This is a genomic window from Vibrio sp. Y2-5, assembly GCF_014596725.1.
Classification (GTDB): domain Bacteria; phylum Pseudomonadota; class Gammaproteobacteria; order Enterobacterales; family Vibrionaceae; genus Vibrio.
On sequence record NZ_JACVEG010000004.1, the window covers coordinates 149211 to 163619 of the forward strand.

Consider the following 14409-nt stretch of genomic DNA (forward strand, 5'->3'; position numbering starts at 1 on the left):
TCGAATCATTTCAAATTCGCCACTGACAGGCAGAAAAAGATGCAGGAATTACAAAGTAGTCACTACTTCTTCTAGCGCTAAACGCGATTTAGGTAGAGCGTGGTTATAATCTTCATCTTCTTTGTGATAACCGATTGCCAACGCTACTTCACAAACATGGCCTTCAAGTTCTTGTTTGAACTCTTCACCAATAAGTTCTGCATCAACACCTTCCATAGGCGTAGAGTCAATGCCTAGACGAGCCAGTGTGTGCAGCAAGTTACCCAACGCAATGTAAACCTGAGCTTTAGTCCAGTTGCTGTTGCTACCGGTTTCATCAGTATTCAGCTCAGCAAATGCGTAAGCACCCATACGTGCTTCAAATTTTTCTTGCGATAAACGGCCTGCAGCAACTTCTGCATCTAGACGTTTAGCGTATTTTTCTTTAGTGAACTTTGGATCATGCGCAAGCAGAATCGTGTGTGACGCTGTTTTTGCATGTGGTTGGTTGAACTGGTGTTTATTGGCAAACGTGTTGTAGAAGCGTTGTTTTGCTTCATCACTTTCAATCACAATAAACTTCCAAGGCTGAGAGTTAATTGATGACGCAGACAAACGAATTGCTTCTTTGATAATCGCCATATCTTCTTTAGAAATACGCTTCGATTCATCGTATTTTTTTGTCGTGTAGCGTATGCTTAAATCTTTGATAATTTGATGAGACATTACTGCTCTCCTTAACATCAATTATTAAAGGTACGTTGTGTATCAAAACCATCACGGACCTCAGAGTTGACCCTATGATATAGACTCATCAAAAATTGAGAATACTTTGTTTTCTATAATCACTTTATTTATTTTGTTGAAAATAAAAGCCAACAACGAACTTGTTAAGTCCTTGATATTGTGAAACTGATTTGATGAACAGACGCTGTTGTTAACCCACTTTCTTTTGTCTAATCAAAGCGATGACTCATAGAGTTAAGTAGCAGAGCCATCACTAAGATCAGCTTCCCAATATGCTGGCTGTCCGTAGTACTCAGAGAAGTAGTCAATAAAAGCTCTGACCTTTAACGCAATCAAGCGAGAACTTGGATAAACCGCCCAGATACTTGCATCCATCGCTAGTGGGTAATCTTGCAGAATTTCCACCAATTCGCCGCTCTTAAGTTGCTTATACACACTCCAAATAGAGTTAATGGAAATGCCCAAACCACCCGTTGTTGCATCACGCATTGCATCTCCGTTGTCACATCTCAGTCTGCCCGAGGTTTTCACACTGATAATCCCTTCGTTGGTTTTAAACGTCCAGTTATCCAAACCGATCAAGTTAATACATTGATGGTTAGCCAGATCTTGCGGTTTTTCTGGAGCCCCAAATTGATTCAGGTACGCAGGAGAAGCAACGACAATTCGGCGATCGGGAGCAAGTTTTCGAGCCACCAACGATGAATCTTTTAGCTCTGCAGCTCGAATAGCCACGTCAAAGCCACCTTCCACCATATCAATGATCGAATCTGAAAATCGAAACTCAATATTGAGTTCAGGGTAACGTTGCATAAACCCGTTCATTGCCGGTATCAAATGCATACGTCCAAACGATGCAGGCGCCGTTACCCGCAGAGTACCAGTCGGATTACTGTGACCAACACCAACCGCACCTTTAGCCGCTTCTACGGATGCCAATACTTCTTCCGCATAGGGGAGAAACGCCCGCCCCTCGGCGGTAATGGCTACTTTACGAGTGGTTCGATGTACAAGGCGAACCCCAAGGCTTTCCTCAAGTTTATTGATATGCGAACTTGCCACAGCCGGAGACAAACCCAACTCCTGTCCAGCCATACTGATACTTTGGCTAGAAGCCAAACGTACAAACAGCTTTAAGTGCTCTACATTCATGATTCAGTCTACTTGTTCTTTGTGTACTCGGAGTGTTGAAAGGCGAATACCAGTCAACTTGATTTCAAGATAGTACGGTAAATCAGATATGTTTTTCCATTCGGACTTATCTTTAAACATTTAATATCATGTCAGTTGTTGACATTGCCCTAGGGGAAAGCTTTATATTCTAGCCAAATTCCCTGATTCGGTTTGTCATGCGCTTAAACATCATTTCAACAACTTGGATTACAATCCTGACATTAGCAGCCTTGCTTATGTCCGGCTTTGCTTCAAGTGCAGGAATGATGACCAGCCCAATGTCGCATGATATGAAAACCTATTCTCCTGCTTGCCAAACACAGCAAATGTCTGCGCATCACAAAATGCAGATGGAGCAAGATTCCATAGGCAGCCAATGTGAAATGTCGAAGGACATCATTCATAACTGTTGTGACACCACTTGCACCACAGCCGTAGCTATTTTGCTTGTTCCAGATGTTTTGATAACAGCAGAAACCTCATTAGCTTTGTTCTCATCGCCAACATCCGGTGATGTTGTCCATACCCCAAGAAGTCTAGAGCGGCCGCCCAGCGCTTAAATCCATCAATCATATTTAGGTTCCGTAGATTCATGCGGAAGAATTCTCGTGCGCGTCATGCGCTCAGTGATGGATTTATAAATCGTGAAAATTCAACAATGCCTTTTGGCGCTGTCTATCAGCGCAGCGGTATTGACGACTACACCTCTATACGCTGGTGAACCGCTCGTAAATGAGCAAACCGCGGACAGTGTAGCGTCAACGTCCGAAAAAACGCTATCGCAGTTAATTGAAGCTGCACTTTCTAATGACGGAACTCGACGTCAGTACTACGCAGAAGCTCAGGCAATGCGCGAAACGGGTAAAGCCAGTGCAACCCAAATGGACCCAAAACTGAAATTTGGCGTCACTGGATTACCAACAGATAGCTTCGCGTTCGATGAAGACCCTATGACCAATATTTCCGTTGGTCTTATGCAGCAATTCAACCGTGGCGACACTTCAGATCTCAACGATAGAAAAGCAAGTCAGCAAGCTGGCGGGCTGGAAATGAAAGTTTCAGCAAGAGAGCTGGAAGTCGCAAACGCCATTACTCAGATATGGCTGGAACTTGGTTATCAGCAAGTGGCAAATAAAGTTCTGCTTGAAAACCGCTCGCTTTTAACTGAGCTGGAAAGCTTCATTCAAACCAATTACTCCATTGGTAAAAGTGAAGCTCAAGACCTTATCAACGCACAACTGCAAGTCGCTAAACTGGATGAAAAGATCCAAGCGAATGAGCAAATGCAACAACGCTTGAAGGCTCAGTTATCTGAGTGGTTAGGTTCAGATTGGCTTATCAATACAGACCAGCTTGAAGCTTCCAATCAATTGGACTGGCGTGCACTGCAAAATATTGAAAATACCGCGAGCAACAGTAATTTCTACTCACAACTGAATCAGAACCCCGCTGTGCGAATGGTGGATTCTTCGATTGATGCACGTCGTACACAAGTCGATATTGCACGCGAATCTTATGCTCCGCAGTTCGGCGTCGAAGTGATGTATGCCTATCGTCAATCAAACAACATGCGGGGTGAGCCGGCATCTGATTTAGTCAGTGCCTATATCACTATGGATATCCCTCTTTTCACGGGTAATAGGCAAGATAAGAACTTAGCCGCGGCTCAATACCAAGTGGGTGCAGCTCAGTCTCAAAAAGACACCTTGCTCAAACAAATGAACGCCAAAGTCAACGCTCTGCTGGTTGACAAAAATAACCTCACTCAACGTCTCGAACGCTTCGAATCGACTTTGCTTCCGCAAGCGGATTCACGTGTAAAAGCAACGGAGAGAGGTTACCAGAATAACACTGCTCAATTTAACGATGTGATTTTAGCGACTCGTGATGCACTTGCATTAAAGCTGGAATTTCAGCGCCTCATCACCGACCTGAATCTGGTTAATAACAACTTATCCGCATTACTCAATAGCTACAGCTATCAAGTTGATAAACCGAAAATTACTACAACGTCAGAGCAGCAATAACAAGGCAGAAGAACAATGAAAACAATTCAAGTAACAACACTCGCGCTTGTTATCGGCGCAACTCTGGGCTTTGGTGCACAAACACTCTTGTCTCAAACACACACTTCTCAAACAGATGGTGCTGGTCACGAAGAACAAACAAGCCAAGTTCAGTCTAGCAATGAGCCGCTATATTGGGTTGCCCCTATGGACCCGAACTATAAACGCGACAAACCGGGCAAATCACCGATGGGTATGGATTTGATCCCCGTTTATGCAGAAGATGCAGCCCAAGACCAAGCGCCGGGAACCGTTAAAATCGACCCAGCCGTTGAAAATAATTTAGGCGTAAAAGTGGCGTCTGCGCAGATGACACCTCTCACACCAAGTATTGAAACCGTGGGTTATGTGGCTTTCGATGAAAGCCAGTTATGGCAAACCAACGTGCGCGTAGCAGGCTGGGTTGAAAAGCTGAACGTCAACGCAATCGGCGATAAAGTAAACAAAGGCGATGTGTTGTTTACTCTTTACTCGCCTGAGTTGGTCAAAGCTCAAGAAGAACTGATTAATGCCTATCGCACAGGCAGAGAAGGATTGGTCAAAGGCGCGACCGAAAGACTGGTTACGCTGGGCGTAGATCGTCAACAAATTCAATCTATCGTCAAACGTGGCAAAGCGTCTCAGTCGATTGATATCAAAGCAAAGGCTGACGGTATCATCGCTAATCTCAATGTTCGTGAAGGCGGTTATTTGTCACCCGCTCAGGCTGTGATCAGTGCTGGCCCACTTGAGAATGTATGGGTTGATGCGGAAGTCTTCGAGCGCCAGTCACACTGGGTTAAAGCTGGCAGCACTGCCAAGATGACGTTAGATGCTTTACCGGGCAAAGAATGGCAAGGTGAAATTGACTATGTCTACCCTATCTTAGATCCGCAAACCCGTACTTTACGTCTGCGCCTAAAATTCCCTAACCCGCAAGGCGAGCTAAAGCCAAATATGTTCGCCAATATTTCGCTACAACCAGTGACGGAAGAATCAGTACTGACGGTTCCTAAATCATCAGTGATCCGCTCTGGCGGAATGACTCGAGTAGTCTTGTCTGAAGGTGATGGCAAGTATCGTTCTGCACGCGTTCAAATCGGACGTGAAGCGGGTGATAAAGTGGAAGTTTTGCAAGGTCTTACTGAGCAAAGCAAAGTTGTAACGTCAGCACACTTCTTACTTGATTCTGAATCTAGCCAAACGGCAGATCTGGCTCGTATCGATGGTATTGCAGTAGATATGGAAAGTGTGTGGGCGAAAGGCGAAATCAGCGATGTTTTATCCTCGTCTCGCACTCTCACGATTAACCACCAGCCAGTGCCTGAATGGAATTGGCCGGGCATGACCATGAACTTCACTGCTGGCGAGAATGTTGATATTGATGCTCTGAAGTCCGGACAAATGGTCGAGTTTGAACTGCAAAAAACGCCGGATGGACAATATCAGGTCATCGACATTAAATCAGACGGCAGTGTCGTAGCGGGCGAAGTGTGGCTGGAAGGCGACATCACAATGCTGATGCAAGACTTCGGTATGATCACGCTTCAACACCTACCGGTTTCAGAATGGAACTGGGAAGCGGGCGAAATGAACTTCACTGTCAATCCTGATATTAAACTCTCCGGTCTTGAGGAAGGTGAGCGTGTTCGATTTCTAGTACAGAAACAGAACAACGACTTCACCCTGAAGAGTATTGAGCGAGTCGGAGGCAAACAATGATCAATGCCATTATTCGCTGGTCTCTGAAAAACCGCTTTATTGTCCTACTGGCAACCGTTGCGCTTATGGCTGGCGGCTTATTTAGTGTGAAAAACACACCTGTCGATGCGATTCCCGATCTCTCTGATGTACAGGTGATCATCAAAACCAGCTTTCCTGGACAAGCACCGCAAGTGGTTGAAGATCAAGTTACTTATCCGCTCACAACCGCAATGCTGGCGGTACCTGGGGCTGAAACCGTACGTGGTTACTCGTTCTTTGGTGACTCTTACGTGTATATCATTTTCAATGATAAAACCGACATGTACTGGGCTCGTTCGCGAGTGCTGGAGTATTTGAGCCAAGTTGCGCCTAAGCTACCAGCCAATGCCAAACCAACACTGGGACCTGATGCGACAGGTGTGGGTTGGGTATTCAGCTATGTATTGCAAGACAAAACCGGTCAACATGATTTGGCTCAGCTACGCAGCCTGCAAGACTGGTTCTTAAAATACGAATTGCAAACGGTTGATGGCGTCTCTGAAGTGGCCACCGTAGGCGGCATGGTTAAGCAGTATCAGATCCAGATTGATCCGGCTAAATTGCGCGCTTACAACTTGACGCTTCAACAAGTCAACATGGCGATTCAAAACGGTAACCAAGAGACTGGCGCTTCGGTTATAGAAGTGGCAGAAGCTGAACATATGGTTCGCACCACCGGCTATTTGACCAATATTGAAGATATTCAGTCTCTGCCGCTTAAAGTGACCAACAAAGGTACACCGTTGCTGCTTGGCGATATTGCAGACATTTCATTAGGTCCACAAATGCGTCGTGGCATCTCTGAACTCAATGGCGAAGGTGAAGCGGTTGGCGGCGTGATTGTGATGCGCTTTGGCGAGAACGCAAGCCAAGTGATCGACAACGTCAAAACCAAGCTTGAAGAGCTTCAGCGCGGCCTGCCTGATGGTGTAGAAATCGTACCTACATATGACCGCTCTACGCTTATCAATGCTGCCGTTGAGAACCTTTGGAAGAAGTTAGCGGAAGAGTTCATCGTGGTAGCGATTGTGTGTGCGCTGTTCCTGTTCCACATTCGTTCCTCTCTAGTCATTGCTCTGAGTCTGCCTGTCGGCATCTTGTCTGCTTTTATTATCATGCACTGGCAAGGCATTAACGCCAACATCATGTCTCTGGGCGGCATAGCCATCGCCATCGGTGCCATGGTGGATGGTGCAATCGTCATGATTGAAAACGTACACAAGCATATAGAGCGCACCCCACTGACGGATAAAAATCGCTGGCAAGTCATTGGTGATGCCGCGCAGGAAGTGGGTCCACCGCTGTTCTTCTCGCTGCTTATCATTACGTTAAGCTTTGTGCCTGTGTTTGCGCTTGAAGGCCAAGAAGGGAAAATGTTCTCTCCTCTCGCCTTTACTAAAACATACGCGATGGCAGCTTCAGCAGGTTTAGCCATTACCTTGGTTCCGGTATTAATGGGCTATTTTATTCGCGGAAAGATCCTTCCTGAGCATAAAAACCCAGTTAACCAAGCACTGGTAGGTCTTTACCGCCCTCTGCTTAACCTAAGCTTAAACTTCCCGAAATCGGTATTGGTATTGGCCGTTGCGCTAATGGCGTCCGCCTATTACCCAACCAGTAAACTGGGCAGCGAATTCATCCCACCATTGGATGAAGGCGATTTGATGTACATGCCGACCACTTATCCGGGGATTTCGATTGGTAAAGCGCGTGAGTTACTGCAACAAACCAACAAATTGATCAAAACCGTACCTGAGGTAAAAACGGTATGGGGTAAAGTCGGCCGTGCAGATACGGCAACCGACCCGGCTCCACTCACCATGATCGAAACCGTCATTCAGCTTAAACCGCGTGAAGAGTGGCGTGAAGGTGTCACCACAGAATCACTGCGGAAAGAGTTTGATAACCTGATTCAATTTCCCGGTTTAACTAACGCTTGGGTAATGCCAATCAAAACCCGAATCGATATGTTAGCCACTGGTATTAAAACACCAATTGGTATCAAAATCGTTGGTCCTGAATTGAGCACCATTGAACGTATCGGTTCACAGTTGGAGCCAATTCTTAACCAAGTCGAAGGCACTGCCTCTGTTTACGCTGAACGCGTTGCGGGTGGCCGATACGTGACTGTTGATATTAAGCGAAAAGCAGCGGCACGTTACGGACTGAATATCAAAGACGTACAACAAGTGGTTTCCACCGCAGTTGGCGGCATGAATGTGGGTGAAACCATTGAAGGATTGGAACGTTACCCTATCAACGTTCGTTATCCGCAAGACTACCGTGATTCGGTAGTGAAACTGCAAAATCTGCCATTGGTGACACCAAACGGTGCTCGCATAGCATTGGCGGATGTGGCGGATATTCGCTACGAAGATGGCCCACCGATGATCAAAACAGAAAATGCGCGTCCTAACGGCTGGGTGTTTGTTGATATCGAAGGTCGAGATCTCGGTTCTTATGTATCTGAAGCACAAAAACGCGTAGCAGAAGAACTGAAACTGCCAGCAGGTTACTCGCTCGCATGGTCAGGTCAGTACGAATATATGGAGCGTGCGAAAGAGCGTTTAAGTGTCGTCGTGCCAATTACATTGACCATCATCACCCTGCTGCTCTATTTCAGCTTCCGACGCGTAGGTGAAGTGCTGATTATCATGGCGACCCTGCCATTGGCTATGGTTGGCGGCTTATGGTTGATGTACTCACTCAATTACAACATGTCTATTGCAGTGGGAGTTGGCTTTATCGCCCTTTCCGGCGTGGCGGTTGAAATAGGCGTCATCATGCTGGTTTACCTTAACCAAGCCTGGCACTACACCAAGCTCAAAGCCGAAGAACGAAACATCCCGCTTAGCAAAGATGACCTCAATAACGCCATTCGCGAAGGTGCCGGGCTGCGTGTTCGCCCAGTAATGATGACAGTTATCACCGTCATCATTGGCTTAATACCCATCATGTATGGCCATGGTACGGGTTCGCAAATTATGCAACGCATCGCGGCCCCTATGATTGGCGGAATGGCGTCAGCCTTACTACTTACCCTGCTGGTAATCCCTGCAATCTTTAAGCTGTGGAAACAGCGTGAAACCAAATAAATACCGAATTGATAAATAAGGAATTAATGATGAAAAAACTTACTCTAGCTATCGCACTAACCATCAGCTCTTCTGTCGCTTTTGCCAATATGAGCCACTCAAACTCTAATGACCAGGGTTCTATGAATAGTTCGATGGATCACAGTCAGATGTCGTCTAACACTACGATGAAAGACATGAAGATGGATCATAACAATATGATGAACATGGATGGGATGTCTGATGTTGGTATGCCAGCCATGGGTTCAAAACCGGACAAAGTGGTTCACGTAATGCTGTCTGACGACATGAAAATCACCTTCAAAAAAGAAGTGAAAATTGAACCGAATGATGTCGTGCAGTTTGTTGTGATGAATACAGGCAAAATCAATCATGAGTTCACTATTGGCTCAGTGACGGAACAAATTGAGCACCGCGAAATGATGAAAAACATGAATGGTCAACACATGCATGATATGGGCAATGCAGTAACCGTAGAACCGGGCAAAGCGAAGCAAATCACATGGCACTTCCACGGTGACAAAAATGTAGAGTTTGCCTGCAACATTCCGGGTCATGCTGAAGCTGGCATGATGAAGAATATCAGCCTGTAATGGCAAGCAGCCCCGACAGTGAGCTGTTGGGGCTCTGTTGGAGAAATGAACGATTTCATGAACAGTGTAAAAAACCTAATAGTCGGCGCCTTGTTTTCTTTGGTCAGCTTAACGGCTCAAGCAGAAACATCGCCTAATGTGGAAACGGGTATGCAGCTTTTCAGAACCGCTGGCGGTTACGGCTGCGTTGCCTGTCACGGTCAGTTTGCTAACGGCGCAGGCAATGTTGGAGGAAACATTCGTGGCAAAACGCTGAATGACATCAACGCCAGCTTGGCTAACGAACCAACCATGCAGCTTCTCGCCAGCACACTGTCAAACGATGACAGAGAAAACCTAGCCGCATACCTAGAAGCATTAGGGCAAATCACTCTGGTGGAATGGACGATAGAAGAAACCTCGACCAGTTCAAGCGTCACTATTGACGCAGATAACCCTGCCCAGTTGGTCGTTTTTAACAAGCTATTTGAACCTGTTGAACTTTCCCTGCCTCAGTTAACTTCTGAGAAGACCGTTCAACTTAACCCGTATGAGACTAAAGCGATTGATTGGACTCCGAGTAAAGGGGCTATCACGCTAAACTACAATCAAAGTTACTTGACCATTGATGTGAAGTAAACTTTTACACAAGAGGATGAATGATGAAAACCTTATTAAAAGCGATAGCTCTGTCTGCATTAACATTGAGCTTTTCGGCGTTTGCAAAACCGACGATTGATCTCTACAAATCCCCTACTTGTGGCTGCTGTAAAGAGTGGGCAGCAATCATGGAAGAGAAAGGCTACGAAGTGAACGTACATCATCAAAACGATTGGAGCTCAGTGAAAAAGCAATTTGGTATGCCGAATCAGTTGATGTCTTGCCACACGGCGGTGATTGATGGCTACATGGTTGAAGGCCACGTACCAGAATCAGATATCGCGCGTTTGCTTACCGAGCGTCCAGCGAACATTTCAGGCTTAGCCGCTCCGGGAATGCCACAACATTCACCGGGTATGGCTGCGCCTAATCAGCCTTATAAAGATTTCAATGTGATTGCGTTTGATAAAGACGGCAAACTTTCTCTGTATAAGAAGTACTGATCGTTAGACAGTACTAACCACGCAACTCTGCTGGCTGGGTATATCTCTTACCCAGCCTCTTTCTTAATTCTCTCTTCATCAACGAAAACTATACTCAAACTACTTGGAGTTGCAGGTAGGCGGCAAGTGAGTGAACCCCATAAGCATAGAGAGACTATGTGATTGGGGTGAACGAACGTAGCCAACACCGCTGCAGCTTCAAATAGGAAGAGTATAAACCAAATTTCGATTTCAAAACTTACCTCAGGTTGGTAGAGTCTACTTCGTGATCACTTTAAACTTTTACAAACAAAAGTGATAAGTGTTCATTTCTCCTCTCTAACAATGAAACAACACAACAAATATAAGAAACGTCAGCAATGCAGTTATATCAACATCTAAAGTGGTTTTTCCGCCAGCATCGTTTAACTTACGCCATCGCGTTATCGATGCTTTTTGCCGTCGCTATGCTCAACATGGCGGTTCCGTGGCTTATTGGTAACGCCATCGATAAGCTTTTACAGACCAAAGATTTTTCGCAGGCTGAATTCTATTTATTTGCACTGTTAGGCGTGAGTATTCTTGTTTACTTGCTGAGATACGGATGGCGCAGAATGTTGTTTGGCACCTCCTATAAATTGGGAAACATACTTCGCGAACAGTTCTATCACCGCCTTCTGCGCCAAGGTCAGGCGTTTTATAACATCCACTCGACTGGCGATTTAATGGCGAGAGCAACCAATGATATCGACGCCGTCGAAGTCGCGGCTGGCGAAGGTATCTTGTCTGGTTTCGACGGATTACTGACCTTTATTCTGGTACTGATCATGATGTTCATTTTCATTGATTGGCAACTGGCGATCTTAGCGATTATTCCGTTTCCGTTTATGGGATATGGTTTCTACAAACTGTCGAATCGTATTCATCACCAGTTTAAGGAAACGCTGGATTCGTTCTCCACACTTAACGAACAAACCCAACAATCGGTGTCCGGAATCCGTTTGATCAAATCGATGGGGCGTGAAGAAATTGAGTCAGACAAGTTTGCACAGATTGCCCAGCAATCCGCTCGCACTACCTATAATGTGCAGCGTTCAGAAGCCTTGTTTGACCCGATCATTCAGCTCAGCCTTGGATCTGCACTGCTGATTGCTTTGATCGTGGGTGGTTGGCAGATCAGTCAAGAGAGATTGACCGTTGGTCAGCTCACCAGTTTCACCCTGTATTTGTCTGAACTGATTTGGCCAATGTACGCATTCGGCTGGCTAATGAACATTTTGCAACGAGGTAACGCGGCTATTGGTCGCTTGGAATCGTTATTGAAATTGCCAGATTCCGTTGTAGATAAAGGCACACAAATGCCTGACGGCTACGCGCTGGCAGTAAAAGATCTGACATTTGATTACCCAGACACCAATCAAAGCACACTGAAAAACCTCTCACTCACTGTTGAGCCAAACCGAGTGCTAGGCGTTACGGGAGCAACTGGTTCAGGGAAATCGACTCTGCTTCATTTGTTGATGCGCTATTGGGAATCTACTCAAGGGGATATTTCCGTTTCTGGTGTTTCGATAGCTGATATTCCTTTGGCGAAGTTGCGCGGTCTGTATGCCTACGTTCCACAAGATGCTTTTCTGTTCAGTATGACCATCATGGAAAACATCCGTATTGGAATGCCAAACGCAACCGATGAAGATGTCTATCACGCGGCAAAACTGGCTGCGATTCACGACGACATACTTCAGTTCCCTGATGGTTATCAGACCCTAGTAGGAGAACGAGGCGTGACACTCTCCGGTGGCCAGCGTCAACGGATTTCAATTGCCCGAGCTTTAATTAGCCAAGCGCCGATTTTGGTGTTGGATGATGCCCTGTCCGCCGTTGATATTAAAACTGAAAAACTCATCATTAAGCACCTTCAACAACGTAGAGAACAAACCGTCGTTGTGGTCAGTCATCGCCTGTCTGCCATTGAACACGCAGATGAGATCATTGTGCTTTCACATGGCGAAATCATTGAACGCGGTAAACATCATCAGCTTATTAGCCTTGATGGTTGGTATTCACGAATGGCGGCTTATCAACAGATGGAGCAAGCTTTGGAGGAAGAGCTGATATGAGCAAGACAATGAAAGAGAAAAACAGCTCAGGCTCAATCAAACTCCTGATGAGCTATGTATTCGCTGAAAAAGCACTGTTTATAAAAACCTTGTTACTGGTGGTACTCGCGACCGGTTTTGACGTGCTTGGCCCTATGCTGAGCAAAGTGTTTATCGATGAATTCGTGATGCAGAATCACTACCCTGTTTGGCCTGTGGTTGGCGTTATCGCTCTGTTCATCATTTCAGTGCTATTGGGTACCTATTTAAAATATCAACAAACCCTACGCTTTTTAGATATTGCGCTTAACGCGGTATTAGACATACGTAAGCGATTGTTTAAACATGTGTTGACCTTGCCTGTGTCGTTTTTTGATTACTCACGGACAGGTCAGTTGGTGAGCCGTATTACCAACGACACCGAATCAATCAAAGATATCTATGTGCAGTTCTTATCGAACATCTTAGCCAACTTGGTTTTGCTGATTGGTATCTTGACCGCTATGGCAATACTGGATTTGCAGTTGATGCTGGTGGCGCTGGCGTTGATACCTGCGGTTGTGAGCTTAATTTATCTCTATCAGAAATTCAGTGTTAAAGCGGTGACGCAAAGCCGTCAGCTACGCTCTGATATTAACTCGACTATGAACGAGTCGATCAGCGGTATGACGGTTATTCAAGCCACTAACCAACAGCAAAATAAACAGCAGCAGTTCGAACAGATTAACAGCCAGTATTACGATACGCGTTTAAAAGCGGTGATTGTCGGCTCAATGTTGCTTCGCCCTGCGATTAACTTGTTAAGCATTCTGATCTTAGCTGGCGTGGTGTGGTTCTTTGGCTTGCAAGTGGTAGAAGGCGTGGCGGAAGTGGGTGTTCTATACGCTTACTTGAGTTACTTAGGGCGTTTTACTGAACCTCTGGTTGAGATCACTCAGCGCTTCAGTCTTTATCAGCAGGCAGTTGTCGCCGGTGATCGTGTTTACGAGTTGCTGCAAGAGCCTTCTTCAGGACAAAAAGAAGTGCGCTGGAATCACATTGAACAAGGTGATTTAAGTATTGAAAACTTGACGTTCAGTTACCAAGCGGACAAACCAGTGCTGCACAATATCAATGCCACCGTAGAGTCAGGAAAGTTCTTCGCTATTGTCGGCCATACGGGCAGCGGTAAATCAACGTTACTCAGCCTGCTGCTTAACTTCTATCAGCCGCAGTCAGGATCAATCAAGATCGACGGGCATGAACTGAACCAATACGCCCCCAAAACATTGCGCCAGTTGATTGGCTTTATCCCACAAGAGCCTTTTGTTCAAGCAACAACCGTGTTTGATAACATCGATATGGGTAGAAACTTGAGCCAAGAAGCCGTTGAGCTGGCAGCCAAACAGGCACATCTGCACGATGTAATCATGCAGATGACCGACGGTTATCAAACTCAGTTAGGTGAAGGCGGATTAAGACTATCAACCGGACAAAGACAACAACTGATCATTGCTCGCGCTTTAGCTGGTTCACCAAAGATTTTGCTGCTCGATGAAGCAACAGCCAACATCGACAGCGAAACAGAACAAATCGTACAAAGAGCGTTAAACGAGTTGAGAGGCAAAGTCACGCTGATCGTTGTTGCGCACCGTTTGTCTACCATTCATCACGCAGACCGTATATTAGTGCTGGATAAAGGACACCTTATCGAACAAGGTAACCATCATCAGTTGATGCAAGTGGATCATGGGCGCTACAAAGCCATGTACCAACTTCAGCAGCAAGAAAGAATGGTAGCCGAAGCGGAACGATAAGAGAAAAGAGTGGCTAAATAGCCACTCTTTTTTTGAATAGACAACCCAATATGTGACATTGTCACCAAATAACATAGT

Annotated in this window: 11 protein-coding genes; 9 read left to right on the top strand and 2 right to left on the bottom strand. The window is 45.8% G+C overall.

All coding sequences use genetic code 11. The features are described 5' to 3' along the window. Positions 1-48 precede the first annotated feature (48 nt). A complete protein-coding gene (locus tag HUO09_RS13095; RefSeq protein ID WP_188234251.1) occupies positions 49-705 on the bottom strand; it encodes a nitroreductase family protein in 657 nt (218 codons plus the stop codon). A 255-nt stretch (positions 706-960) separates the two neighbouring features. Next, complete coding sequence (locus HUO09_RS13100) at positions 961-1878, bottom strand: LysR family transcriptional regulator (RefSeq protein WP_188234252.1); 918 nt, start codon at positions 1876-1878, stop codon at positions 961-963. Between the two features lie 197 nt (positions 1879-2075). Here HUO09_RS13100 and HUO09_RS13105 point away from each other — a divergent pair, with 197 nt between their 5' ends. From HUO09_RS13105 to HUO09_RS13145, 9 genes are all read left to right on the top strand, one after another. Beyond that, entirely contained in the window at positions 2076-2459 is a 384-nt protein-coding gene (locus HUO09_RS13105; RefSeq protein ID WP_188234253.1) for a hypothetical protein, read from the top strand. 84 nt (positions 2460-2543) lie between these two features. Next, positions 2544-3926, top strand: coding sequence for a TolC family protein (locus HUO09_RS13110; protein WP_373563699.1), 1383 nt, complete (start codon positions 2544-2546; stop codon positions 3924-3926). Positions 3927-3941: 15 nt separating this feature from the next. Then, positions 3942-5666, top strand: coding sequence for an efflux RND transporter periplasmic adaptor subunit (locus HUO09_RS13115; RefSeq protein ID WP_188234254.1), 1725 nt, complete (start codon positions 3942-3944; stop codon positions 5664-5666). Further along, positions 5663-8782: an efflux RND transporter permease subunit gene (locus HUO09_RS13120; RefSeq protein WP_188234255.1), complete on the top strand. Its 3120-nt coding sequence runs from the start codon at positions 5663-5665 to the stop codon at positions 8780-8782. Before HUO09_RS13115 ends, HUO09_RS13120 begins: the two co-directional genes overlap by 4 nt. A 29-nt stretch (positions 8783-8811) precedes the next feature. Then, entirely contained in the window at positions 8812-9375 is a 564-nt protein-coding gene (locus HUO09_RS13125) for a copper-binding protein (RefSeq protein WP_167412881.1), read from the top strand. 57 nt (positions 9376-9432) lie between these two features. Continuing rightward, on the top strand, positions 9433-9993 hold the full coding sequence (locus HUO09_RS13130) for a hypothetical protein (RefSeq protein ID WP_188234256.1): 561 nt from the start codon (positions 9433-9435) through the stop codon (positions 9991-9993). A gap of 20 nt (positions 9994-10013) precedes the next feature. Further along, on the top strand, positions 10014-10457 hold the full coding sequence (locus HUO09_RS13135; RefSeq protein ID WP_223159439.1) for a DUF411 domain-containing protein: 444 nt from the start codon (positions 10014-10016) through the stop codon (positions 10455-10457). Positions 10458-10816: 359 nt separating this feature from the next. Continuing rightward, complete coding sequence (locus HUO09_RS13140; RefSeq protein WP_188234257.1) at positions 10817-12556, top strand: ABC transporter ATP-binding protein; 1740 nt, start codon at positions 10817-10819, stop codon at positions 12554-12556. Continuing rightward, positions 12553-14331, top strand: coding sequence for an ABC transporter ATP-binding protein (locus HUO09_RS13145; RefSeq protein ID WP_188234258.1), 1779 nt, complete (start codon positions 12553-12555; stop codon positions 14329-14331). The genes HUO09_RS13140 and HUO09_RS13145 overlap by 4 nt, the downstream gene beginning before the upstream one ends. Positions 14332-14409 lie beyond the last annotated feature (78 nt).